Source organism: Massilia niastensis DSM 21313 (assembly GCF_000382345.1).
Lineage (GTDB): Bacteria > Pseudomonadota > Gammaproteobacteria > Burkholderiales > Burkholderiaceae_D > Telluria > Telluria niastensis.
The window spans coordinates 19,394-43,612 of the sequence record NZ_KB908119.1 but is presented as its reverse complement, the minus strand read 5'-3'; the positions used below and the strand labels follow the sequence as shown (position 1 = coordinate 43,612).

The following is a 24,219-nucleotide window of genomic DNA, read 5'->3' as shown; positions in this document are numbered from 1 at the left end:
CTGCTGCGCTGATATCGTTGTCAAAAACGATAACGGAGACATCCCATGCACACTCGTCCTCTTGCTGCGGCCCGGACAGCTTGCGCGGACGCGCCACCCTCATGCTCTGCCACTTCGTCGGCATGGTCGACCTGGTTGCCTTGCCGCTCTGGGTCGGCGCGCTGGTACAGCACTATGGTTTCGACCTGGAACATGCCGGCATGATCGTCACCGCCTTTCTGGCACGCGGTCGCAGCCAGCCTGGTCGCCGCGCCCACCTTCAACCGGCTGCCGCGCAGCGCCTGCGTGGTTGCCCGGTATGGCGTCGCCGCACTGGCCTTCTATGGCGCCGCCCAGGCCACCAGCTTCGGCGTGCTGGCCCTGCTGCATCTGGCGGTCGGTGCCGCCGCCGGCATGGCGCTGCCGGTCACGCATGGCACCATCGGCCGCAGCAGCAATCCGCACAAGCTGTTCGCCATCGTCGGCACAGCGCTGGGCGTGGCTGCGATCATCTTCTATGCGGCGGTGCCGCCCGCGATCGCGCTTCACGGCGGTAGCGTGCTGTTCAAGGTATTCGATGGCCTCATGGCTCTGGCGGCAGTGAGCGCACTGGGCTTCCCCAAGTGACCAGCCGCGTTCAATTAGGTGCGACGGCCGCGCCGCTGCCGCGCGCCGCGTGGTTTGCGATCTTCGGCGTCAACAGCATGGCGCTGAACCAGGCGCTTACTCACAGCATGTTGGACCGGGTCGGCATCATGCGCGGCTTCAGCCAAGAGCAGGTCAATGCGCTGCTGGTGGTATGCGGCCTGGTCAACCTGTTGCCGGCCGCGCTCGCGGGACTGCTGCAAAAGCGCCTGAACCCGGCGCGGGTCGCGCTGGTAGCGGCACCCTTGCAAGCCATCCTGGCCGTCACCATCACGCAGTCGACCAGCTATATCGGCTACGCGCTGGCAGCCAGCGTGTATGCGACGGTGCTGATCTTCATGCACACCTTTCTGTTCGGCCTGATTGCCCGGCTCGACCCGAGCGGCCGCTCGCTGGCCTCCACTCCGGCGATGATGATGACGGGCTCTGCGATCGGCCCGGCGCTGGCCGGAGCAGTGGCGATGCGCGCCGGCTTCGGTGGCCTGACCATGTTGGCGGCGGTGGTGGGCATTGCTGCGACCCTCTTCTTTTCGCTGGTGGCGCGCCGTGCAGGCGCGGCCGCAGCGTTACCAACGATCTAATCCAAGCGGAGTGCAGTATGAGTGATAGCGGTGCAGTGACCCTCGTGCAGGCCAACCGAATCGTCAGCGAGGCCCTGTTTGCGGCGCGCAAGGCCGGCATGCCGCCGGTTGCGCTGGTGGGGTTGGATGCGTCCGGCCATCCGGTGGCCTTGCAGCGCAAAGACGACGCCAGCATGCTGCGTGTCGATATCGCCACCGGCAAGGCCTGGGCCGCTGCCTGCATCGCCGCGGGGATCCTCGACCCGGTCGTGCGCGCGCAACCGACAACCCATATCGCCCCGCGCTTCCTCGCGCTCGGCACTGAAGCATAAGGAGTTCCATGCCAGCATCCCCAGCCGACCAGCTACGCAGCATCGCTATCGGCGTCACCGACCTCGGTGCGGCCGAGCGCTTTTAAACCAGTACCTGGAACTTGCAGACCGTGGCGCGTACCGATGATGCGGCCTACCTGCGCGGTTCCGGCAGCTTCCATCACATCCTGCCCCTGCACCGCAGCAGCAAGCCGGATGTGCGGAACGTCACCTTCAGCGTCGCCAGTTTGGCCGACGTAGACGCGATAACGGCGCGCATCCCGGCCGCCGGCGGCACGGTCGTCTCCGGGCCGCAGCCGCTCGCGGAAGCAGGCGGCGGCACGGCGGTCGTCATCAATGACCCGCAAGGCAGGATCCTGCGCTTCGTGCACGGCGACGCGCGCCACCTCGAGGCACTCGATCGCGCCCACCGCGATGCGCCGGAGCACATCACCCACGTCGTGTTTAACAGTACCGACGTGGCGGTTGCCCAGCGATTCTTCGAGGAAGCGCTCGGCTTTTGCCTGTCCGACCGAACGAAGATCATGGCCTTCATGCGCTGCAACAACGACCACCACAGTATCGCGCTGGCCGATTCGGATGCCAATACGCTGAACCACATTGCCTTCGTCATGCCGGATCTCGAGGCCGCGATGCGCGGCGCCGGCCGCATGAGTGATGCCGGCTGGCCGATCGAATGGGGCGTGGGCCGCCATGGCCCAGGCAATAACGTGTTCTCGTATTTCGTCGGCCCGGACGATTTCGTCATCGAATACACCGCCGACGTGCTGCAGGTCGACGACAGCTACCGGACCGGCGGCCCGTCCGACTGGGGCTGGCCGGCTAGGCGCTTCGACCAGTGGGGCGTGTCGAAACCGCTGTCCGACCGCATCAAGCAGGCCCAGAAGAAAATCCGTTTCATCGAACAATAAGCATCAACCGACAGGAGAAAACCTTGAAATTCACCAGCTACCTTGCCGAGGGCACCGCCCGCCTGGCCGTTGTCGATGGCGACACCATCATCGACCAGAACCGCATGCTGCCAGAGGTACCGTTTGATGCGCGCCAGGCACTGCTGGCCGGGGTCGACCTGGTGGGCGCCGCGCGCCGCGCCATCGAACTGGCGGCGCCAGGCGAGCGCCAGCCGCTAGCCGGCCTGGCGCTAGCGCCGGTCGTGCCCGAGCCGGGCAAGACCGTCTGCCTGGGCCTGAATTATTATGACCATGCCGCCGAGAGCGGCCGCGACAAGCCGACCTACCCGAGGTTCTTCCTGCGCGCCACCACCTCGCTGCTGGGCCACGGCGAAGCGTCGCCGCTGCCGCTGGTGTCGGAACGCTTCGACTACGAGGCCGAGCTGGCCGTGGTGATCGGCAAGACCGCGCGCCACGTCAAGCGCGAGGATGCGCTCGACCATGTGTTCGGCTACGCCTGCTTCAACGACATCTCGGTGCGCGACTACCAGAAGCGCACTCCGCAATGGACGATCGGTAAAAACTTCGACCGTACCGGCGCCTTCGGCCCGGTGCTGGTCAGCGCCGACGAGCTGCCGGCCGGCGGCGCGGGCCTGCGCATCCAGTCGCGCCTGAACGGCCAGGTCATGCAGGACGCGAACACGACCGACATGATCTGGGACGTGGCCGAGACCATCGCCCTGTTGTCCGAATGCCTGACCCTGGAGCCGGGCGACGTGATCGCCATGGGCACCCCGGCCGGCGTGGGCCAGTCGCGCGTGCCGCCGGTGTGGATGAAGGACGGCGACACGATCGAAGTCGAGATCGAAGGCGTGGGCCTGCTGGTCAACCAGATCGAGAACGAAGTCAAGCCATGAGCAGCCTGCGCGACCAGTCCAGCTACGACGTCGTGGTGGTGGGCTTCGGCCCGTCGGGCGCGGTGGCCGCGGCGCTGCTCGGCCAGGCCGGCGTGCGCACCCTGGTGGTGGACCGCACGGACGAGGTCTATCCGAAGCCGCGCGCGATCGCCCTCGACCACGAGATCATGCGCGTGTTCCAGAACCTCGGCCTGCAGGATGCGGTCGCGCCGTTCTGCGAACCGTTCACGCCGTCCGAATACTATGGCGTGGGCGGCCAGCTGATCAAGCGGCTGGCCACCGTGGAGCCGCCTTATCCGCTCGGCCATACGCCGTCGATGGTGTTCACCCAGCCGCCGGTCGAGCGCGCCCTGCGCGAGCACGTGCAGGCGCACCCCGACGTCGACGTGGTCCTGGGCCAGCGCTTCACCGGCCTGGAACAGGATGGCCAGGGCGTCACCGTGCGCCTGCAAGGCGCCGATGGCAAGGGAGCGAGCGTGCATGCGCGCTACGTGATCGGTTGCGACGGCGCTTCCAGCGCCGTCCGTGAAGCGGTCGGGATCGAGCTCGAGGACCTGCAGTTCGACGAGCCATGGCTGGTGGTCGACGTGCAGGTCAACGAGCAAGGCCTGGCCAAGCTGCCCAGGACCAGCGTGCAGTACTGCGAACCGGAGCGTCCCTGCACCTACGTGATCGGCCCGGGCAACCATCGGCGCTGGGAAATCTCGCTGCTGCCGGGCGAGGATCCGGCGTATATGGCGACCGAGGAGGGCGCCTGGAGCGTATTGAAACGCTGGATCGGTCCAGAGGACGCCACCCTGTGGCGCCAGGCCAGCTACCGCTTCCACGCCCTGGTGGCGCGCGAGTGGCGCAACGGACGGGTGTTCATCGCCGGCGACGCCGCGCACCAGCAGCCGCCGTTCCTGGGGCAGGGCATGTGCCAGGGCGTGCGCGACGTCGCCAACCTGGTGTGGAAGCTGAATGCGGTGCTCACCGGCGCCGCGCGCGACGCGCTGCTCGATACCTATGCCGAGGAACGCCGCGAGCATGTGCGCCGCCTGACCACGCGCATCAAGGAGATCGGCGCCGTCATCTGCGAACGCGACGTGGCGGCGGCACGGAACCGCGACGCCAGCCTGATCGCCGCCGCCGGCGGTACGATCAGGACGGTGCCGCGCCAGGACATCATCCCGCCGCTGAGCAGCGGACTGCTGGACGACGGCGCCCACAGCGGCACCGGCAGCCTGTTCCCGCAGCCGCGCGTGGCCGGTCCCGGCGGCCCGGCGCTGCTGGACGACGTGGCCGGCACCGGCTGGCACATCGTCACCACCCTGCCCCTGGCGCAGCTGCCGCCCGGACTCCTGCCGCTGGCGCAATCGCTCGGCACCTTGGTGTGCATGGCGCCGGGCGAACAGCGGTTCTCGAACGCGCAGCACTGCATCGAGGCTGGCGAACTTGATGGCGTGCTGGCAGGCTGGTTCGAACGCCATCAATGCCGCGCGTCGGTCGTGCGCCCGGACCGCTACGTGTACGGCGTGGCCGACAACGGCGAAGCGCTGCTGGAGCTGGTGGCCGGACTGCAGCAACGCCTGAAGTAAAACGGATGCCGGCGGCCGCGATTGCGCCCGCCGGCATCGGACATGTTCACACAACAAGACAAGAGACTAGCATGGCACAATTCAAGAACGGACATAACGCACGAGGTCGCAATCTGTTGGGCATGGGCACGGCGCTGGCGGGCGCCGCGCTGCTGCCCGACGCCGTGAGCGCCGCGGCCAAGGCCGGCCGCGGCTTCCCGAAAGGCTTCCTGTGGGGCGCGGCCATCGCGGGCCACCAGGCCGAAGGCGACAACGTCGCCAGCGACGCCTGGTTCCTCGAGAATCTCCAGCCCACCGAGTTCAAGGAGCCGTCCGGTTCCGCGGTCGACCACTACCGCCTGTTCGACCAGGATATCGCCATGCTGGCCTCGGTCGGCCTGAACACCTTCCGCTTTTCCATCGAATGGGCCCGCGTCGAGCCGGTGGAGGGCATGTTCTCTGTCGCCGCGCTGGAGCATTACCGCGACGTCCTGCAAGCCTGCCGTAAACGCGGCATCAAGACCATGGTCAGCTTCAACCACTTCGTCAATCCGCGCTGGTTCGCGGCCAGGGGCGGCTGGGAGGCGGAAGGGTCGGCGCAGCTGTATGCGCGCTACTGCGACAAGGTGGCGCGCCACCTCGGACACCTGATGGACGTCGCCACCACCTTCAACGAGCCGAACCTGCCGCGCCTGCTGTTCGGCATCCCAGGCCCGCTGTCGGGCATGGCCGACAACCCGCGCATGCGCGAGATGCTGGCGAAGGCGGGCCAGCTGAGCGGCACCGGCAAATTCTCGGCGTGGATCTTCGGCGACTTCGCGAAGATCGAAGCTGGCCTATTGCAGGCGCATGAACTGGGCTACAAGGCGATCAAGTCGGTCGATCCAAAACTTCCGGTCGGCCTGTCGATCGCGATCGCCGACGACCAGGCCGTGGACGGCGGCGAGGCCATGGTTGAGCGCAAGCGCGCCATCGCCTACGAACCGTGGTTCAAGGCGATCACCCGCAATGGCGACTTCATCGGGGTGCAGACCTATACCCGCGAACTGATCGGGCAGGACGGCGTGCGGCCGCCGCCGAAGGATGCCGAAATCACCACCGGCCACATGGAATACTACCGGCAGGCGCTCGAGGCAACCCTCCGCTACACGGCCCAAAACGTGAAGCTGCCGATCTACGTGACCGAGAACGGCATCTCGACCGACAACGATGCCCGCCGCGTCGCCTACATCAACACCGCGGTGCAAAGCGTGGCGAACTGCCTGAAGGATAGCATCGACGTGCGCGGCTACATCCACTGGTCGCTGATCGACAAGTTCGAGTGGATCTTCGGCTACGGTCCGCGCTTTGGCCTGATCGGCGTCGACCGCGGCACGATGAAACGCACCATCAAGCCGAGCGCCTACGTGCTCGGGAAAATCGCCAAGGCCAACGGGATCTGACTGCCAGGTGACGTGCCGGGTGCTGGTACAGGACGTCCGCTGACGATAGCAGGTATCGCCAAATTAGGCTTTGGCTGCCGCAGCGGCGCCGCTAAGCTGAAGCCCTTCATTCGATGCAAATAACAGGAGACAACACCGTGGGCGGGATTATTTTTGATAACGTACGCATCTTCGACGGCGCCCGCTCACATCCGGGAGTCGGCGCCGTGCGTGTGGAAGGCAATCGCATCACCGAAGTGAGTGCTCCCGGCCAGACCGTCGAACGCAAAGAGGGCGATCGAGTCATCAATGGGCATGGCGGAACCCTGATGCCCGGCCTGGTCGAGGCCCATGCCCACCTGTCGTGGCCAAGCTCGGTCGAGCGCTTCGTGCCCGGCATGGCGCTGCCGCCCGAAGACCTGGTGCTGACCACCGCGCGCAACGCGCGCATCCTGCTCGACCATGGCTTTACCAGCGCGTATTCGGCGGGTGCCTTGAGCAAGACGGTCGAAGTGGTGCTGAACAGTTTCATCACCAGCGGCGGCATGCCAGGTCCGCGCCTGGTGGCTTCGTCGATCGAACGTTCGCCGCCGCAGGAAGGCGAGGAGCTCGACCCGGGCCAGACCGCCGACCACGGCAGCGGTCCGGACGCGATGCGCGCCTTCGTCCGGCAGTGCGCGACGCTCGGCGCCAAGTCGGTCAAGTTCCTGCTGTCGGGCGAAGATGCGCTGATGCCCGGCGCCTCGCAGCAGCTGCTGTACACCCAGGAAGAGGCCAGCGCGGCCGGCGAGCAGGCGCGCGAATCCGGCGTCTGGCTGGCATGCCATGCGCAGGCGGCGGAGGCGATCAAGATGGCGCTGCGCGCCAATTTCAGGGTGCTGTACCACTGCACCTATGCCGACGAGGAAGCGCTCGACATGCTGGAAGCCAGGCGTGACGAGATCTACATCGCGCCGGCGATCGGCATCATCCAGGCGACCCTGGACGCGGCGCCGCCGCCGCACTTCGACATGAGCCACATGAAGCGCAGCGCGGCCGAGGTGCTGGAACTGCAGAAGAAGCTGATTCCCGAGCTGAAGCGGCGCGGCCTGAAGATCCTGCCGGGCGGCGATTACGGCTTTCCGTTCAATCCGAACGGCCGCAACGCGCGCGACCTGGAACTGTTCGTCCAGCACTTCGGCTACAGCCCCGAGGAAGCGCTGTCGGCGGCGACCCTGCTGGGCGGTGAACTGATGGGCATGGGCGACAAGCTGGGGCAGGTCCGTCCGGGCTTCCTGGCCGACCTGCTGCTGTTGGACGGCAATCCGGTGGAAGACGTGACCGTGCTGCAGGACCGCAGCCACCTGCGCGCCATCATGAAGGATGGCCGCTTCCACAAGGATCCGGCGCTGGCCGCGCTGTAAGGACGATCGATGACGCGAGATTTCGAGGAAACCATCCGGGCCGCCGGTCCGGTGATCGACCCGCCGGCGGCCAAGGCGCTGTATGCGCCGCTGCTGGCGGACGCGCCGCGCGGCGGCGCCGTGGTGCCGGACATCGCCTATGGCATGGATGAGCTCCACCGTCTCGACCTGTACCTGCCGCTGGGCGCCGACGGTCCGGCGCCGGTCGTGATCTTCCTGCATGGCGGCGGCTTCATCCGCGGCGACAAGGCCGATCGCTATCATGTCGGCCACTATTTTTCGCGCCACGGGGTGCTGGCCGTGCTGCCGAACTATCGCCTCGGCCCGCGCAACCGCTGGCCGGCCGGGGCCGAGGACGTGTCCTCGGTACTGGCCTGGGCGCGCGACAACGTGGCGGCGCACGGCGGGAATCCGGACCATATCGTGCTGGTCGGGGAATCGGCCGGCGCCGCGCACATCGCGGCCGCGACCCTGATGCGGCGCTTCCATCCTCCCGGCGGCCTGCGGATCGCCGGCGCCTTCCTGGCGTCCGGGGTCTACAACGCCGAGCTGGAGCTGCTGGCGCGCAGCCAGCTCGGGATCGCGACGCCCGACCCGCGCAACGAAGCCTATTTCGGCCCGGATTTCAGCGCTTACCGGGAGATGTCGACCATCGCGCAGATCGACGCCGAGCCGTTTCCCCTGGCGATCAGTTATGCGGAGCTGGATCCGATCCAGATGCAGGCCCAGGCCGGGGAGCTGTTTGCCCGCCTGGTCACGCAGCACGGCTTCCAGCCGCAGATCTCCGTGGTGCGCGGCCACAACCACCTGAGCCAGGTCTATTCGATCAACAGCGGCGATGAAGCACAAGTGTCGATATAGCCAGCGTGCTTTCGCTCGCCGGTAGCGAACACAGCAGATTGACTCGTACCGACCGCGGTAAGCTCGACTGCAAACATCGTATTCTCTTCGGAGAGTGGAAAACAAAACAGTCCCTATTAGAAGCAGATAGTAGGTATCGCATTTTAAGGCTTCGAGTCAGAGAACTTGAGCTTCTATACTTGGTCATGACAACGGACTGCCGTTGCTGATGAAAAACAAGAACTAGGAGACGTCGGATGTTTAACCGAAGAAATTTTATTGCATCGAGTGTGGCCATGATGGCAGTGCCAGCGTGGGCTGCAACGGCCAGTGCGCCATCCAAGCGTACCTTCCCGAAGGGCTTCCATTGGGGAGCGGCGACCGCAGGGCACCAGATCGAAGGTAACAACGTCAATAGCGACTTTTGGGTGCTGGAACATACCAAGCCGACCCTTTTCTCCGAGCCCTCCGGCGACGCATGCAATAGCCTGATCTTGTGGGCAGCCGACCTGGATCTAGCCAAGTCGATGGGACTGAACTGCTATCGTTTTTCCATCGAGTGGTCGCGCATCGAACCCGCGCCAGGGCAATTTTCCATTGCAATGCTGGATCACTACAAGCGTGTCGTCGCAGGGTGCCGCCAGCGCGGCCTGACGCCGATGGTGACCTTCAATCACTGGACGGTGCCGGTATGGTTCGCCGCCCAAGGCAGTTGGACCCATCCGGATGCGCCCGACCTGTTCGCCCGCTACTGCGACCGCGTGATGCGTTATTTCGGTGATCTGATCGGTGTCGCGTTCACCCTTAATGAACCGAACGGCCTCCTGATTGCCCGGGCCATGGTGCCACCCCAGGCGATCGCGGCGCAGAAAGCAATGCTGGTTGCAGCCTCACGCGCTCATGGCGTCGACAACTTTATCGGCGGTCCGGCGTTCGGCGAGATTCACAACATGCTGCCGAACATGCTCAAGGCGCACAAACTGGGCAAGAGCGCCATTAAGGCGGCGCGCTCCGACTTGCCAGTTGGTGCCACGCTGGCGGTGGCTGACGACCAGGCGGCCGGACCTGGCAGTAAGCGCGACGAAATGCGCAAGATCTTCTACGGGGCGTGGATCGACAACGTCAAGGGCGACGATTTTGTTGGCGTGCAAAACTACGTGCGCAACGTCTGGGACGCCAAAGGCAAGCTGCCCGATCCAGCGGGCGTGCCGCTCAGTTCGGAAGGTCAAGGCATTTACCCATCCTCACTGGCCGGTGCGGTCCGGTATGTGCACGAAGCGACCGGCCTGCCGGTGATGGTGACGGAACACGGCTATTACATAACCGATGACAAGATTCGGATCAGCCAGCTGCCCTTGGCGTTGGCCGAACTCAAGCGCGTCATGGACGACGGTGTTCCCGTGCTCGGCTACATTCACTGGACTCTGATTGACAACTTCGAATGGGTATCGGGCTTTGCACCGAAGTTGGGCTTGGCTTCCGTCGATCCTAAGACCTTTGTTCGAACACCCAAGCCCAGCGCCGCAGTGTTTGCCGCGATTGCCAGACGCAATTCTCTTTGATCGGGACAACCAAGATCCGCAATGCTGCTTCAGGACATCGATCCCGGATGCCAATGCGAATACTCTACCGTGGCAAAAATGCACTGGCGCGTTCTTATCAACGGGCGTGAATGTGATACGCCGCTGGTAGAACGTGGGAGCAGTGTGGCCCGTTCAGGCCCTGCATTCGACTCCCTTCGTTGGCTGCAAATTCTATTAGCTCAGTCTACTGGGGTATGCATACGCTTTGCGGTCGCGGGCTGAGAAGCGCTGCGGTAGCGCTTTCTCGGCGACTTGGCGAAGAACCGCTCCCTGACTGCGTGACCATGGTGATGACAAGCGCAGAACCGAATGTAATCCGCTGCAATCTCGACTTCAGCGCCGATGGTCAAGTGCGACGTCTCCGCTGGAACGGAGCTTTTTTAACCGTATTAAGGAGTTTCCGATGCCTGGTCCCGTCGTCACCCGCGATAGCAGCACACCTGTGCATTCGCTCTCAAGCGTCAGCAATGCTGCCGTAATGTCGCTGTTGTCGAGCCTGTTCTTCACCTGGGGATTTATCACTGTCATCAACAATACGCTGTTGCCTCATTTGCGTAGCGTGTTCGACTTGAATTACACCCAGACGACGATGATCGAGTCGGTGTGGTTCATTGCCTATTTCGTTGCTTCGATTCCGTCGGCGCGTGTGATCAAGCGCCTCGGCTACAAGAAATCAATGGTCACTGGACTGGTCGTTATGGCCGTCGGCGCACTGATGATGATTCCAGCGGCGCGGCTCCCGTCGTATATGATGACACTGTGCGCGCTGTTCGTGATCGCATGCGGCATCACTTTGCTCCAGGTGTCGGCCAATCCGTATGTGGCCGTTGTCGGCTCGGCTTCGACCGCGTCGTCACGCCTGAATCTTGTCCAAGCATTCAATTCGCTGGGCACCACTCTGGCGCCCTTGTTCGGCGCCTACCTGATCTTGGGTCGCTCGAATTCTGGCACCGCGGAAGCGGGGCAGGTGTTGACCCATGCCGAACGTCTGGCGGATGCGCAGGCGGTCCAACTGCCTTATTTGATTGTGGCGGCCGTGCTAGTGGTCCTGGCAGTAGTCATCGCCCGCTTTCCACTTCCAGCACTGCACGCCGGCAGCCGCCGCGCCAGTAAAGGACAGCGCGCCTCGCTGTCGCTGTGGCGCCACCGCAATCTGGTTTTCGGCATCCCAGCCATTTTCATCTACTTGATCGCCGAGATCGGGGTCGCCAATCTGTTCATCAACTTTGTTGCACAGCCAGACATCGCGAACCTGAACCATGAACAGGGAGCGCACTACCTGTTCCTGCTATGGGGAGGCATGATGGTCGGGCGCTTCGCCGGTAGCGCGTTGATGCGGCGGATATCCGCCGAGCGCGTCCTGGCTCTTGCGAGTATTGGCGCATTTGTCGTCATGTTGATCGCGGCACTGGGGACGGGACATATCGCAATGTGGGCGCTGATTTCCGTCGGCTTGTTCCACTCCGTGATGTTCCCGACCATCTTCACATTAGGCATCAAGGACTTGGGTCCCCTTACCGAGGAGGGGGCCGGGCTGTTGATCATGGCGATTGCGGGCGGTGCGCTGGTGATTGTACAAGGCTGGCTCGCCGATACGATCGGCTTGCAACTGTCTTTCCTCCTGACGGCGGCATGCGAACTGTATGTGTTGTTCTACGCAATGTGGGGAGCACGCACCAGCCACGTCGCCACGCAAACATAGCGCGGCATCCCGACGTCGCCGTGAGTTTCTCAATCAGCGGCGTTATTACACTCATATTGCGGGTGGCGTTGACTGCATGCGACTCGCCCATACTGATTTTCTCCACAAATTCCTGATCAGACATGAACAATTTTCGTAAAAATGAATCAAAGGCGAGGGATCCGATGAAGTCGAGGAACGTCTATCCGTTGATACGTCGCCTGTTGTTCGCGAGCGCAATCACGTTGCCTTTATCTTTGCACGCGTCGCCGCCACCGCCAACGACCGTGTCGCCTGCCGCTTTTGCAAAAATGTCCGTCATGCAGGCAGCACAAACTGCAAAGCCGGACTTTAAATTACCTAAGCTCGATGATTTCGCCGGCTGGAAGGCGGAGCAAGTCAAATTTGCCGCGATGACCGACGTCTACGACAAAGCCCTTCTCAAACGCTTTCCTGTAGAGGTGCGCGAACGCCTCATAGCGGGCGTACCTGTAGTTGAAGTCCTGCCGCCACAAGTCCTGCGGGACGGCCGCAAGCTGGTTTATGCACATGGCGGCGCTTATACATTCGGTAGCGTGCGTTCAACACTGGGATCGGCAGCGATGGTGGCCCACGCTACTGGAATGCCAGTGATCTCGATCGACTACACGTTGGCGCCACAGGCCAAGTGGAAAGTCGCAACTGCGCAGGTGATTTCTGTACTACGAGGTTTGCAGCAAGCTGGAACGCCGCTGGGATCGATAGGGGTATTCGGAGACTCTGCAGGTGGTGGGCTGGTAGCAGGAGCGGTGCTGCGCATGCGGGACGAGGGATCAGGGATGCCTGGCGCACTTGTGCTGTGGTCGCCGTGGTCCGACATTACTGAATCGGGCGACTCGTATGTCACGCTGAAAGACACCGATTTCCTGAGCTATGCGGGATTCCTGGATGTCTGCGCGGCCGCTTATGCTTCCCCTGCCGATCAGAAAAATCCATACGTCTCGCCCGTGTACGGCGACTACCGTAAAGGCTATCCGCCGACCTTGATCCAAGGCGGTACCCGCGAAATATTTCTGAGCAATTTCGTACGCCATTATCAGGCCATCGTACAAGGGGGACAGCGTGCCGAACTGGATTTGTACGAAGGGATGCCGCACGTACACCAAGTAATGATGGCAGGTACTCCGGAGTCAGACGCTGCTCTCGCCAGGATGACCCGCTTCATCAAGGATACTTTGAAGCCCGCGCGCCCCCTGTAGGCCGAGCTGCTTTCTCGGTCTGGTGTCGACGGATATCGTATCTACCTTCACGACAAAGTAGTTTACGTAATGTGCGCTGAGTAAATTGAACGCTATAGCCGCCAAGTCAGCCGAACCCCATTTTTGCTGACATCTTTAGAGGTGAGGAGCTTTCAATAAACCACGGTCGGCGCGTCGCGAGAAACGTAATGCGCAGATAGCAAGCTTGGAGGTTGGATAGCGGCGGCGTGTTGCGAAACGCAACACGCCACTTTCAATTATTCGATACCCACGTTCCTGCATACGTTCATAATTTATTGCGGACGCTGCATGGTGGTCGGTCTTTTCCCGTCAAGAGTGAGTTGGACTGAAACAGGAGTAACACATACTCTGCGCACTCCTGCAGTACTCCTACGGTAGGCCTACGTGTTGCCATTAGAATGCGGTTCGTCAACCCAGCACGTCCTGCTTAGTGCAGATCACCACATGTCGATGTTGGCTTTAACCGCGCTCAACGAGGACGTCATGACTTGCAAGTCCACTATTGTGTCAATTGCGCTGCTGCGAGGGAATGTGGTTCGGCTTCCTCGAAGGCCCGTACCAGATCAAGCGTCTGCTGTCCGGTGTACACCATCGTCGTGTTCACGCTGCTGTGCCCGAGCAACGCCGCGACGCTGCGAATTTCCTGCCCCTTGAGCAGGGTAGCCATCGCGAAGGTATGCCTCAGCCAGTGCGATGATGCATCACGCAGCCGTGACGCGCCTTCCATATCTTCCTGGCTGTCGAGATATAACGCAGCGCCCTCGAGGCGTCCGATGACGATTTTATGCAGACCCTATCGCGTCTGGACGCTGCCCCAAGCGCCAAACAGGCGCTTGTCGCTGGTCCTGGTGATGGCCCCAGTCGCTAGCTGCACCTTGCGCGTGCGCAGAGACAGCAGCAGGGGAGTTGCGTCTCCGTGAGACGGATAGGCTGGCAACCTAAAGCCCATCCGGTAGGAGATGAACGCGTCCATTAATACCTTCGTTACCGGCACGGTGCGTGCCTTGCCGCCCTTGGCGTCATGCGCACTGACATCGAGCACCCAGTACGTCTTACGCGCGTGTGGATCATCGAACTGTTTGAAAGCCCCCATCTTCGCACCGACAAGTTCAGAGGCGCGCAGGGCGGTTTCCCGCAGCATACGAGCACGAACCTGTCGCGCAGGTAGGACCTGCGGTCGGTGAGCGCTTCGCTGTCCTGGTCATCCATGACCTGCAGGACGATGTCGTACAAATCCAGGTGAATCGCGCGGGACACGTTGAGCTCGCGCGGCGCCGGCGCTTTCCGTCATGCGAAGTAATTTTGCGAAAAAAACGAAGTAAAAGTGTGAACAAAATGGTTTGTTGAGAATGCCTCAGCATCATCCCTTAAAAACAAGAGCTTGGCGACGTCGCGAAGCAATTATGCGAAATTGCCGGCAGTACGTTTTCGCTGTCTCTGCGGCAATGGAACGTAGGAGCTTGGGCCGGCACGCAAACGCCAGGTTCGCCGCTCCAACGTAGAGACTCCAAGCAGGTCGATGCAGTCCAGCCACTCGCTCCACGATGCATCCAGTGCCACAGAAAAGGCGCTCAAATGTGCGTCGAGATCGTCCTTATCCGGTGCCGGCCCGGCAGCCTGCCATTCTGCGACGCCGTACAACGGCAAGCGAAGGCTACGGCGCAGCAGATATGGATTGCTACAGCCCTGCCAGGTCATGCGCCAGTATACGAAAGCGAGCACGTGTGAGCTTGGTGTGTCCTCTGCGGCAGGCCTTGTAACAGGTGCCGGTACCACTGGCGCGATTGTCTATCGCATTGCCGCCAGCGCGCATTGGCATCCTGCCAGTAGCGCTGCTCCAGTTCGCGATGTTCCGTATCGTCAGTCCAGCGCACGTGCTGCCTGGTGACCGGACGCCGTGCTGCACCGGCTGGCATGATTGCCTGCAGCGACTCGCGCGTTGACGCATTCAGGGCAGACTGGCTGGTATCTATTGCAGCGCTCCCGTTGCGCCACGCTGGCTGCGCTGCCCGGCGCTTCAAGAAGGCCAGCCAGCGCGCGATCAAGCCGAATTCCCTGGCCGTGATCGCAGCGGTGGTCGGATAGCCGCTTCGTGTGACTGGGAGCAGCGGCTCCGCACAGTTCGGGCAGGTGATCGGGCCATGCACTTTGGACGAGCCCAGGTCATATGCCAGGTGCGTCCCGCAGCTCGCACAGTGCTCGCGCAGCAGCACGTGGTGCAGCGGACAGGTGCCAAGAGCACGCACCTGGTGAAGAACAAAATGGTAGCCCAGCCTGACGCATGCCGGACACCTGCGCAGCGACTCGGACATCAAGGGATGCAGACATTCCAGATCGCCGCCCAGGAAAGCCGGTTTGACCCGCCAAGATGGCAATGCCATGCTCCTTCCTGATGTCAGAGCAGCTCGCGGTATACGCACGGTAGCAACGAGCGCGGCTGCGCCGCCGGGATCCCCATCAGCGCAGCCACTTCGAAGGCCGACAGTGCATTCACCGCGGCCAGCTTGGCACCCCATGCCCACGCCGTCTCGTAAGGTGCGAATAGCTGTGGCGGAAGCCTGAGCGAGGCGACCACGCTGATGCCGCCAGGCGGAATAACGAGTAATGGCAAGCCCATGCGAAGGCGGACTCAGTGGCCCAGCCCGCGCGCGTTACGCTCGACGGCCTGTTCGGAAGCGACATAGCCGCAATGTCTCACCACCTCGCTCCAGCGTTGTTCGGTCAGCTCAAAGCCGAGCGCATCGCGTGTCAGGCCGTCCAACAGGACGGCTTCCACCGCGCGTGAAAAGTACTCCATCGGGATTTCGACTCTGCCTGCAAGCGCCGCATGCTGGTGCGCCATCGAGAAGGCATTCCAGACCGGATGCGCGCACTGCTCCAGCCGCAGACCAGTCTCGAACGCGTAGGGCAGGTAGTAGCGCGTGAAGCTCCAGCCACTCGCAGCGGGATATTCATGTTCGTCGTAACTCCTGAGGCAGGTCGCGGCGTCGAGGGCACTGCAAACCCCGCGAAAGCGCAAGGTCTCGACCATGAAGCGCTTGACGATCTGCGTGTCGCCGGACTCCTGGAAGAGGGCGCGCTGCTCGCAGAGCCGCTCCTGGCCGAACAAAAACGTCGTCAGGCGTACGCCGCTCTGGCCAGTTCGTCATGGACATCGCGCAGCCATTCGTATTCGTGCAGGGAATAGCGCTGGGCCTCGTCGCAAAACAAGACGATCGTGGCGCCGCCCTGGGATTCGGCCACCGCCAGCAGGCGATCGTGCAGGGCCTTGCGTTTATAGGCGTTACGGCCGACATCAGGTTGCGGATGGCGTACCGCGCGCAACAAGCTGGAGAAGAATGCTCCTTCGCTGCGACTGACCTTGTACTCGGCCTGCACGTGAAAGGTCGGCACGCAGGGCAGCTCGCGGTGGATCAGCATGCGCAGGTATTTGATCGCGTAGGTTTTGCTCAACCGGCTTTCGCCATAGATCAGCGCACCGGGAATCCGATACTGCAGGCATTTCGACACCAGCAGCCAGCATTGCTCGATGGCGGTGGTCGCGACACGGTAGGTGCGTGTGGAGAATGGATGCCGCTCATTGGCGACGGGTCGTCCGGGCGGTTTAGACTGGCTCACGGGTGGGCACCTTATGTCCTGAGGAGAGGCTAACGCGAGAACACCTGACCGGTACCGATGCTCAGGCTCCGTCCTTTTACTGGGCCGCTCGAGGCGGTGGCATCCTCCGCATTCCCGGAAGCCGCCTCCAACGGGGCCCTCGTTTTGTCATCGGATTGAACCGGCCCGGGTGGGGCCTGCGGCGCCGGTGATGCATCCTGGACGGCACGGCGTGCCGTTTCCGCTTTGCTGGCCGAACGGCGCCGTTTGCCTGCATGCTTGCGCAGGTACTCCAGATAGCACTGCACCGGATCGTCGTAGCGCACGAGGAGCAGCTTACGATCGCGCACCAATGCCAGTATTTCCCTGCGCATGCGCAGCGTATGCGCTGTATGGCGCCATGCACCCTGGACCTCGACCACGCCGAGCTCACGTCCACCGACATCGAATACGCGCAATAGACGTACGTCCTCGACATCGAAATAAATCTTTACCGGTTGCCCAATCAGGTCTGCACGACTTGCCAAGCTGTGGCTGGTGTAACTCGCCCTGAAGAACTGAATGTAAGGCCGCACGCCACGCGCGATACTGCCACGCACATGACCTTCATGCTGGTGCTGCAGAAGACACAGATGACGTCGCATGGGTTCGGCCAGCCAGCGTAGCGCGATGCGCTTCTAATCGATGTAGTAACCCAACGTTTCCAGCGGCGAGCGGCCGCCCAGGCTGGTATGAGGTTGGGCGTTGTAGTTGGCGATGGCAACTGCTGTCAGTTCCATTAGTTCGGCGAGACGCACCACGGCCGGTGCGCCAGCATCCAGTTCCTCTATCCTCCGGCGTGGATCGGTGACACCGGTTCCAGTAGTGCCCGGCAGACGATGCGCCAGGACCGACGCCAGAGTACCGAAGAAACGTTCGATGTGCGGCCGCCCGTTGGGCCGATAGGCCGGCCCGGCGTGGGCGCCGCATCCGATAACTTCGGTCAACACACGCAACGTGTCCTGAGCCAGATTGGCACGCGCATTATCGAAGCTGAATACGTTCCAGACTGCATAGCCCAATTCTGGAAAACGCTCCGACGGGATGCCCGCACCGGGGGCATAGCGTAGGCCTGGAATGCTGAGTGGCGGAGGGCGCCACGGCACCAGCGAGCGCTCCACGGTTTTGAGCACGTCAAAGCGGCTGTATTCCGGTTCGAGCACGATGTGATAGCCCAATATGGCACGACTGCACACGTCGATGATGGTGAGCAGCCAGACACGCTCGATGTCGAACGACTCCTCAACACCGGGAACACGCTCGAAGACGACGCGCAGAAGCACGTCGATGCGATGGCCATCGAATTCGACGGCGTCATAAGGCTGCGTCGCTACCGACGGCAACCCCTGGACGTCGGGTCGCACACCGCCGGAGCGCTTGTCTGCCAACGCAGAGCCGGCGGCGGTTTCGAACGTGCGCGTCGCGACGGCTTTCGCGGCCGCAGCCAGACTTCGGATGCCTTGCTGCTTCTGCACCAATGGGTAGTCGCGTTCGGTCAAACCGAGCTGCAGGCACAACTGGCGAAAGCGCCGATGCAAGCCGCTTAATCCAGAGAGGATCAAGCCTTTCGGTCCCTCGGTCACGACGACGCGATGCGCCTGCAATTCACTGACGATCAAGGCTTCAAGCTCGGGGTGGCGCTGCAGCAGCTGGGAAAATACGCCAGCCTTACCAGCAATGCCAGCTCGCCCAATCTTTACCAGGCGCCGATAGGGTTTGATCCGTTCGTAAGGGACCAGGGCACGGAAGCCCTGCATCCGACTATCAGCATGCGTTTGAAGACAGCGTTCATAGAGCCGAGGTATCGAGTTAAAGGGGACGCCGGTGGCGGCAGCGATGATACGCAGCGGCTCACGGCGGCAATAGCGTCTCACCGCTTCCTCTCGAGCCCGAAACAAGTCTCGCTGGCGATCGGTGAGCATTGGCCAGGCCACGGTCGGCCATCCACTTGGATCCGCGCGATCGGTACCAGCTGTGCTTTGCGATTTGCTCATGGCCTTAAACTCCGAAAAACAGTCCGGGAGTCGAGTGCCCGTTCGCGCAGAGCGGGGGGCTTGACGCGCCCCTGGTGCAACAGCATCAATACCGCGGTGCGTACTAGCACGATATCGTGAGGCTGGAAATCACGTTCGATTTCACCCAGCGTTGGCCCTGACGACGATGCCTGTTCCATGTCCCTCATTAGCCGGTCGCTGACGAAACGCGCATTCGCCGACAGATACGGCAGGATCCTTATCCAGTTCTCAATCCAGACACTGCGCGACGCCAGGCTCCTGACGTCGATGTAACGCATCTCGATCTCTTCGCTCAAACTCAGGGTTTCGGTACCCTCCGGTTGGGAGTCGCTGGTGATGATCCAGCATGCTTCGCGCCGCCCGGCCTTGACCCAAAAATCCGGCAGAAGTTTTCCACCGTCGTGCTGCCAATAAGCCGGTCGCTCGCAATAAGCGGTAACCCGAGGCGTTCCTTCCAGCAGCGTCCAGATGCGCACTTGTAAGGGGGTGAACAGCGTCACCCTGCGCCCGATTTTTGGCGCCCAAAACTCATATCGCGCGGCATCGTTCGGACCCGCACTGGCAATTGCCTGGGTGAAGCGTGGCTTCGAAGACGTAGGCGCCATGCGGGTCTCGGCTGTTTGCCAGCAAGTTAGCAGATTTACTTCGGATTTCAAGCTTGTTCCAAAATTGCTTCGCTAGCATGCGAAGCAAAAGTGTGAACAAAAGATCGAGGCGGCTTGAAAAATCAATGCGTTACCGTAGGAGGGTGTTCACAGAATTACTTTGTATGACGACTACGCAAGTCGAACTGCCCTTTGCGAATGCGATGCATGAGCTCAATGCCACGAATTCTCGTGGCAGCAGAAGCGAGGTTCTTTAAGCCCAGCATTGACCCCCAGCCTGGACTTCACGTTGCGATGATCTTGTTCGATCAGATTGTTCAGGTATTTTGACGAGCGAAGCTTGGTCAAGGTGGGAAGTCGTCCCTGTTGTTGAAGTTCGCGCACGGCCCGGTGGGAGGCTGCGTAGCCGTCCAGTGTAATAGTCGCGGGCGGTCGACGCTGGGAGCGCAGGGCCTTTCGAAAAAAGGCTTTTGCCGAGGCGACGTTGCGCCGTGGGCAGAGCCGGAAGTCGACAGTCTTGCCTAATGCATCAGCCGCACGGTAGAGATACGCCCACCGGCCGCGGATCCTTACGTAGGTCTCATCCACTCGCCAGGAAGTACCAACCGCCGCCGAGAAGCGGCTCCAGCGCTTGTCGAACTCTGGCGCGTACCGCTGAACCCAGCGAAGGATTGTCGTGTGAGCGATCGGCAGGCCACGCTCGGCCATCATCTCGACCAGGTCGCGGTACGCCAGCTTATAGCGCAGGTACCAGCGCACGCACAGAAGGATGATCTCTTGTTCGAAGTGTCGACCCTTGAACAGGTCGCTCTTGCTCGGACTGCGCATGCTGGGCAAAGGCCGTCATTCTAGCCCAGCTGCAGGTTAGCACCAGAGCCATATCTTACTAATTACTCATCCCTTTGTGGACTTCTTTCGGTCCATTATGCGCTGGCTTTGAACTGGTATATGCAGCAGAGAGGATAGTTGTTGTTTCTCTTTATATCCCACGGGAAACATATATACATGTTGTACAGCCATATCTTTCAGGATGCGAACACACACTGGATTGCTTTTGATCTTTGAATAAGTATCGCTTAGCTTTGCTATATCAAGTTTCCTTGTGAACTGTAGAGAGATGGCTTGTTCCAATAAGATAACTGCCGGCGATTGCTCTTGTATTTGTAGCTGTGCGTATATTTCGCTAGCCTCTTTTGAACCGATTGATGAGGCAATCTTACGAAGAACGTTATTGATTACCCCATAGGTTAACACTAGAAATTGATTGGTTGCATGCTCTTGTATCTCGGCATTTGTCAGTTCTGGATTGCTTTTGAGACTATTTGCCACATATTTAATTACTTCCGACTTTGCGGCATCTGAGATGTCGATAAAGAATGTCAAAAAACGAAGGCCACAGAATGCCCCTTCTTGGGCAAGTTCTAGGAGCTTGACTCTTGGAAGTGTTGCGTGGCGGTTTCGGATTATCTGACCTGAGAGCTCCATTCCCTTAAAAGTTTTATTAACGAGAGCAGGAAGTTCATGTGACAATACCTTCTTAGACTCTTCACTTAACGATAAGGGGCCAGGTTCTTCGTCGAATCGCTCAATCTCGTCGAGTTCCTCGTTGCGTTTTTGACGCTCAGCTCGTATTTCACGCTGCTCGATAACCAACTCCGGGATCTTGGCAATGAACTCTTGCATGAATGCCACCTCGTCCTTGGATAGAGTAGATGGCTCATGCTGGGAAAACAGAGAGCCCAAGGCGGTATTGATCTCATCTAATACCCATTTTTCCCGCGTGTGATGGGTGACGAAAACTAATATGTTGGCGTAGTCTTCACGATGCAGGTTGTCAATAAGAGTCTTCACTGACTCGCGAGTTTGCTCTGATGTAGAATAAGACTCAGCAATACGCTTTGCTACAAAAAAGTAATATAGGTAGGGATACTTGAAATGTATTCTATGGTCACGTGTCTGGAGGATTGAGTTCGCCTCAAGCTTGGTGATGATTGCCTCACCATCTACCGATAAAAACGTCTCTTGGTAGTTTTTAAAGAACGTATCTAGTCCTGCAGAGTTGATTCCCTCACCAGACGTGTGGATGTCCCAAGATAGCTCTGTAAGAACGTTAAGATACGTGTCAAACTCGCGCTTTGGTATCTTGGCGTTATCGAAGGCCTGATAGACGAGTTGCTGGTAACAGTGACCATATGATGAAAGATCAAGGCTCTGCTGCGAATATGCTTCCAGCATCTGCAGAAGCATAAGCACATAAATTGGCTTAGCAGGTACGATATTTTTGCGAATGATTGCGTCTAGCTTTGCTTTGATTTCATCGCATTGGTTGTAGAGGTCCTTTTCACAAATAGACTCCTCTATACCCAGTGCCACCCATTTCTCCACGATTTCTGCGCGTTTGACATGCCCCATACCCATCAACTCAAACTTCCTGTAATCGTCCAATGTCGTAACATCGGGGACGGAATACATAAAAGACGAGCTACATGTAACAATGATGTGGTCGAAAGCGGCAGTGACTGCTTCGAGGAAAGTACCCCGAAATTTCTCGTTTAGGCCGATTTCGTGAAGGTTGTCCAGCAGGAGAACTCGATCCTGAGCAGATAGGATGTCATCAATAGTGAGGCCTTCGTATTGTGAGGAAATAGCCTTACCAATGAGCTTATTTAAGTCCGAGCCAGTTATAGATGATGCATTAAGATACACAACTGGTATCCCTTTCGCGGCAAAGAAGCGGAATGCACTCTTCAACAAAGTTGTCTTACCTTGTTGCTCCTCGCCAGACACTAAGAAGCGCCCCTTCTCCTCAAAAATATAGGTCGAATTCTTGATGATGCGATCATCCGCACGGGATGAACCGAGCTCTTCGATGTCCAATGACACATATATACTAGTCAACGAAATTTTGTTAACTCTTCTATGTGACAGCGCGACCTCTGTGTCGTCCAGCCATGTAAGGCAGGGTTCAGCTATAGCTTTTTTTTTTGGTCGGCAGAGATGACCACGGTCGATTTCTTCGTGGCAAATATAGCCAATCGCTTCTTCAATCCATCGATGACATTCATCCATGCTTCGTCTTGATCAGGCCATTTCGCCACCGGCTCTGCATCTTTGGGCAATCCTTGGTAAGCCTGAAGGTCACTTGACTTCCAGTCGCTAGCTCGCACGAAGATTGGCACTAGGATTGCGCTACCTTCAGCGTGCTTTGCACGTGCTCTTGCGAATTCGACATCAAAGCAGTAGGAGGAGGCGAGGAAAGACGGGCTAACCAAGAACAGGATGAGTTCTGCTTCCTCAAGGTTAGCGGATATCTGATCTTTCCAGTCGTCGCCAGCGACAAGTTGTCTATCGTCCCAAGTACTAATTACACCGTTCCGTTGAAGCATAGTCAGATGTTCTGCGAGCGCCTCTTTGTGATGCTCGTCTTTGTGGGAATAGCTGATAAAAACCTTAACTGGCATGGTGTAGGTAGCAAACAAAGTGGATTGCAAATATTGCCATAGTTTACGATCTAGTTCTTGGCGGAAATGGTGTAACTTTTACATAGTGTAGAGTTCTTGCCACATGACACCTGACGATGTGGCAGGGTGGCCTCACCTGTTCTGGGCTACAGGATGCTCTACAAGTGATGCACGAGAATAACGCGCTGATCGGTGCAAGAGCGCTTCGCACACGCGGCCACCTCGCCAGGCGTGAAGCGCATGTTTTTCAAATTGTTGCGATGAAGCTACGTTATTACCTTTTCTGTCTCTGCTTCATTCTGAGCCGCAGCGGCAGCGGCTGTCTCCGTGATCAATTGCAGTACCACCCACCACGCGTACAGGGCATGTGCCGATTCGCACGCCTCTTCATTTGCTAACCCGTGTGCCAAGTCGTTGCGCAGGTTCGGGCCAGCGCGATCGCACATGATCGCATGGATGTCCAGTTTTGATCCGTCGCCGAATTCCTCGGCCATCTGCGGCCGGTCGACCAAACGGGTGAGCGCGACTTCCATGTCGAGACCATCCTTGTGATGCGCGGTGAGCGCTTCGGCACCCTGCAGCACTTGCCGCACAATGTGCTCAAACTGCGGCATCAGTATATGCATTGCGTCGACCATCTCGCCGCAATAGCCAGCCCTCATACGAAGTAATTTTGCTAAAAAAACGAAGTAAAAGTGCAAAAATTAATGACTCTTCGAATGTGAAAAATAATTCATTTTAAAATCAATTACTTAGTCCGCTCACGAAGTAATTATGCAAAATTGTTGGTGGTACGCTTCAGTTGTCTTTGCGGCAATGGTATATAGGCGCTTGGAACGGCGCGCAAACGCCAAATTCGTCGCTCTAGCGTCGTGATCCCAAGCAGGTCGATGCAGCCCAGCCATTCGTCCCAGGATGCCTCCAACGCTGCGGAAAACACGCTGAGTTCCGCGTCGCGATCATCGTCATCCGGTGCCGGCTGGGCGGCCTGCCACTCGGCGACGCCATACAACGGCAAGCCATGTCCGCGACGTAGAAGGTACGGGTTGCTGCAGCCTTGCCACGTCATGCGCCAATAGACGAAAGCAAGCACGTGGACGCTTGGTGTGTCCTCTGTGGCACCGCCTTTCAGCAAGTGCCGGTACCAGTGGCGCGATGGCTTATCGCATTGCAGGCACTGTGCATTGGCATGCTGCCAGTAGCGCAGCTTCAGTTCCCGGTATTCGGCATTCCTGGTCCAGCTTGCGCGCTGCCCGGTAACAGGACGACGACCCACACCGGCTGGCACGCTCGCCCGCACCGCCTCCTGCGCATAAGCGGTGAGGGCATGCTGGCCCGTGTTTACCAGGACACAGCCATTGCGCCATGCTGGCTGCGCTGCCCGGCGCTTCAAGAAGGCTAGCCAGCGTGCGATCAAGCCGAACTCTCCGGCCGTG

At 60.1% G+C, this 24,219-nt stretch carries 24 protein-coding genes and 1 pseudogene; 12 read left to right on the top strand and 13 right to left on the bottom strand.

The genetic code is table 11. The features are described 5' to 3' along the window. The first annotated feature begins 285 nt into the window (after positions 1–285). From H162_RS35355 to H162_RS33425, 12 genes are all read left to right on the top strand, one after another. Positions 286–606, top strand: coding sequence for a hypothetical protein (locus H162_RS35355; RefSeq protein WP_229452182.1), 321 nt, complete (start codon positions 286–288; stop codon positions 604–606). Next, positions 603–1,205, top strand: a complete 603-nt coding sequence (locus H162_RS35350) for a hypothetical protein (protein WP_229452181.1) — start codon at positions 603–605, stop codon at positions 1,203–1,205. Before H162_RS35355 ends, H162_RS35350 begins: the two co-directional genes overlap by 4 nt. Before the next feature lie 17 nt (positions 1,206–1,222). Beyond that, entirely contained in the window at positions 1,223–1,516 is a 294-nt protein-coding gene (locus H162_RS31530) for a heme-binding protein (RefSeq protein WP_156885744.1), read from the top strand. A 110-nt stretch (positions 1,517–1,626) separates the two neighbouring features. After that, complete coding sequence (locus tag H162_RS0121695) at positions 1,627–2,427, top strand: VOC family protein (protein WP_229452180.1); 801 nt, start codon at positions 1,627–1,629, stop codon at positions 2,425–2,427. Positions 2,428–2,450: 23 nt separating this feature from the next. Next, positions 2,451–3,323 carry a fumarylacetoacetate hydrolase family protein gene (locus tag H162_RS0121690; protein WP_020655601.1) on the top strand — a complete coding sequence of 291 codons (873 nt, stop codon included), beginning with the start codon at positions 2,451–2,453 and terminating at the stop codon, positions 3,321–3,323. Next, on the top strand, positions 3,320–4,900 hold the full coding sequence (mhpA, locus tag H162_RS0121685) for a bifunctional 3-(3-hydroxy-phenyl)propionate/3-hydroxycinnamic acid hydroxylase MhpA (protein WP_020655600.1): 1,581 nt from the start codon (positions 3,320–3,322) through the stop codon (positions 4,898–4,900). The genes H162_RS0121690 and mhpA overlap by 4 nt, the downstream gene beginning before the upstream one ends. A 71-nt stretch (positions 4,901–4,971) precedes the next feature. Next, positions 4,972–6,321, top strand: coding sequence for a family 1 glycosylhydrolase (locus tag H162_RS0121680; protein ID WP_156885743.1), 1,350 nt, complete (start codon positions 4,972–4,974; stop codon positions 6,319–6,321). A 137-nt stretch (positions 6,322–6,458) separates the two neighbouring features. Next, on the top strand, positions 6,459–7,703 hold the full coding sequence (locus H162_RS0121675) for an amidohydrolase family protein (protein WP_026354922.1): 1,245 nt from the start codon (positions 6,459–6,461) through the stop codon (positions 7,701–7,703). 9 nt (positions 7,704–7,712) lie between these two features. After that, the gene (locus H162_RS0121670) at positions 7,713–8,564 is read left to right on the top strand and encodes an alpha/beta hydrolase (protein WP_020655596.1); all 852 of its coding nucleotides are present in this window, start codon (positions 7,713–7,715) and stop codon (positions 8,562–8,564) included. A gap of 236 nt (positions 8,565–8,800) precedes the next feature. After that, positions 8,801–10,105: a glycoside hydrolase family 1 protein gene (locus H162_RS0121665; RefSeq protein ID WP_020655595.1), complete on the top strand. Its 1,305-nt coding sequence runs from the start codon at positions 8,801–8,803 to the stop codon at positions 10,103–10,105. Positions 10,106–10,529: 424 nt separating this feature from the next. After that, a complete protein-coding gene (locus tag H162_RS0121660) occupies positions 10,530–11,828 on the top strand; it encodes a sugar MFS transporter (RefSeq protein ID WP_040787883.1) in 1,299 nt (432 codons plus the stop codon). A 122-nt stretch (positions 11,829–11,950) separates the two neighbouring features. Further along, positions 11,951–13,045: an alpha/beta hydrolase gene (locus H162_RS33425; protein ID WP_084677088.1), complete on the top strand. Its 1,095-nt coding sequence runs from the start codon at positions 11,951–11,953 to the stop codon at positions 13,043–13,045. 520 nt (positions 13,046–13,565) lie between these two features. On the opposite strand, the gene H162_RS35870 is transcribed toward H162_RS33425, so the two are convergent. The 13 genes and pseudogenes from H162_RS35870 to H162_RS34335 all read right to left on the bottom strand — a co-directional run bounded on the left by H162_RS35870 (position 13,566) and on the right by H162_RS34335 (position 24,200). Then, positions 13,566–13,793 (bottom strand): tyrosine-type recombinase/integrase, encoded by a 228-nt coding sequence (locus tag H162_RS35870; protein ID WP_020655591.1) that lies wholly within the window; start codon positions 13,791–13,793, stop codon positions 13,566–13,568. Between the two features lie 66 nt (positions 13,794–13,859). After that, positions 13,860–14,207 (bottom strand): hypothetical protein, encoded by a 348-nt coding sequence (locus H162_RS0121645; RefSeq protein ID WP_020655590.1) that lies wholly within the window; start codon positions 14,205–14,207, stop codon positions 13,860–13,862. Positions 14,208–14,760: 553 nt separating this feature from the next. Continuing rightward, positions 14,761–15,447 (bottom strand): hypothetical protein, encoded by a 687-nt coding sequence (locus H162_RS34345; RefSeq protein WP_156885742.1) that lies wholly within the window; start codon positions 15,445–15,447, stop codon positions 14,761–14,763. Positions 15,448–15,695: 248 nt separating this feature from the next. Next, on the bottom strand, positions 15,696–16,175 hold the full coding sequence (locus H162_RS35345) for a hypothetical protein (RefSeq protein ID WP_229452179.1): 480 nt from the start codon (positions 16,173–16,175) through the stop codon (positions 15,696–15,698). A gap of 8 nt (positions 16,176–16,183) precedes the next feature. Next, positions 16,184–16,684 carry an AAA family ATPase gene (locus H162_RS35340; protein WP_229452177.1) on the bottom strand — a complete coding sequence of 167 codons (501 nt, stop codon included), beginning with the start codon at positions 16,682–16,684 and terminating at the stop codon, positions 16,184–16,186. Positions 16,685–16,713: 29 nt separating this feature from the next. Then, positions 16,714–17,307: a hypothetical protein gene (locus H162_RS34340; protein ID WP_156885741.1), complete on the bottom strand. Its 594-nt coding sequence runs from the start codon at positions 17,305–17,307 to the stop codon at positions 16,714–16,716. A 33-nt stretch (positions 17,308–17,340) separates the two neighbouring features. Then, a complete protein-coding gene (locus tag H162_RS0121620) occupies positions 17,341–18,696 on the bottom strand; it encodes a TnsB C-terminal domain-containing protein (RefSeq protein ID WP_026354921.1) in 1,356 nt (451 codons plus the stop codon). Further along, on the bottom strand, positions 18,693–19,373 hold the full coding sequence (locus H162_RS0121615; protein ID WP_229452175.1) for a hypothetical protein: 681 nt from the start codon (positions 19,371–19,373) through the stop codon (positions 18,693–18,695). Before H162_RS0121615 ends, H162_RS0121620 begins: the two co-directional genes overlap by 4 nt. Positions 19,374–19,477: 104 nt before the next feature. Beyond that, positions 19,478–20,150 (bottom strand): annotated as a pseudogene (locus H162_RS31515) (IS6 family transposase). A gap of 66 nt (positions 20,151–20,216) precedes the next feature. After that, positions 20,217–22,391: an STAND family AAA ATPase gene (locus H162_RS0121605; protein ID WP_156885740.1), complete on the bottom strand. Its 2,175-nt coding sequence runs from the start codon at positions 22,389–22,391 to the stop codon at positions 20,217–20,219. Further along, positions 22,292–22,801, bottom strand: a complete 510-nt coding sequence (locus H162_RS0121600) for a toll/interleukin-1 receptor domain-containing protein (RefSeq protein ID WP_020655583.1) — start codon at positions 22,799–22,801, stop codon at positions 22,292–22,294. Before H162_RS0121600 ends, H162_RS0121605 begins: the two co-directional genes overlap by 100 nt. 248 nt (positions 22,802–23,049) lie before the next feature. Further along, the gene (locus H162_RS0121595; RefSeq protein ID WP_169444538.1) at positions 23,050–23,397 is read right to left on the bottom strand and encodes a DUF4209 domain-containing protein; all 348 of its coding nucleotides are present in this window, start codon (positions 23,395–23,397) and stop codon (positions 23,050–23,052) included. A 158-nt stretch (positions 23,398–23,555) separates the two neighbouring features. After that, a complete protein-coding gene (locus H162_RS34335) occupies positions 23,556–24,200 on the bottom strand; it encodes a hypothetical protein (protein ID WP_156885739.1) in 645 nt (214 codons plus the stop codon). Positions 24,201–24,219 lie beyond the last annotated feature (19 nt).

Excerpts from the sequence above, each read along its gene's own strand:
- H162_RS34345 (WP_156885742.1), bottom strand. The coding sequence starts at position 15,447 with ATGGCATTGCCATCTTGGCGGGTCAAACCGGCTTTCCTGGGCGGCGAT.
- H162_RS0121670 (WP_020655596.1), top strand. The coding sequence starts at position 7,713 with ATGACGCGAGATTTCGAGGAAACCATCCGGGCCGCCGGTCCGGTGATC.
- H162_RS0121665 (WP_020655595.1), top strand. The coding sequence starts at position 8,801 with ATGTTTAACCGAAGAAATTTTATTGCATCGAGTGTGGCCATGATGGCA.
- H162_RS0121645 (WP_020655590.1), bottom strand. The coding sequence starts at position 14,207 with ATGCTGCGGGAAACCGCCCTGCGCGCCTCTGAACTTGTCGGTGCGAAG.
- H162_RS0121605 (WP_156885740.1), bottom strand. The coding sequence starts at position 22,391 with ATGGATGAATGTCATCGATGGATTGAAGAAGCGATTGGCTATATTTGC.
- H162_RS34340 (WP_156885741.1), bottom strand. The coding sequence starts at position 17,307 with ATGCGACGTCATCTGTGTCTTCTGCAGCACCAGCATGAAGGTCATGTG.
- H162_RS33425 (WP_084677088.1), top strand. The coding sequence starts at position 11,951 with ATGAACAATTTTCGTAAAAATGAATCAAAGGCGAGGGATCCGATGAAG.
- H162_RS0121620 (WP_026354921.1), bottom strand. The coding sequence starts at position 18,696 with ATGAGCAAATCGCAAAGCACAGCTGGTACCGATCGCGCGGATCCAAGT.
- H162_RS35870 (WP_020655591.1), bottom strand. The coding sequence starts at position 13,793 with ATGGAAGGCGCGTCACGGCTGCGTGATGCATCATCGCACTGGCTGAGG.
- H162_RS31530 (WP_156885744.1), top strand. The coding sequence starts at position 1,223 with ATGAGTGATAGCGGTGCAGTGACCCTCGTGCAGGCCAACCGAATCGTC.
- mhpA (WP_020655600.1), top strand. The coding sequence starts at position 3,320 with ATGAGCAGCCTGCGCGACCAGTCCAGCTACGACGTCGTGGTGGTGGGC.
- H162_RS0121595 (WP_169444538.1), bottom strand. The coding sequence starts at position 23,397 with ATGCCGCAGTTTGAGCACATTGTGCGGCAAGTGCTGCAGGGTGCCGAA.
- H162_RS0121680 (WP_156885743.1), top strand. The coding sequence starts at position 4,972 with ATGGCACAATTCAAGAACGGACATAACGCACGAGGTCGCAATCTGTTG.
- H162_RS0121660 (WP_040787883.1), top strand. The coding sequence starts at position 10,530 with ATGCCTGGTCCCGTCGTCACCCGCGATAGCAGCACACCTGTGCATTCG.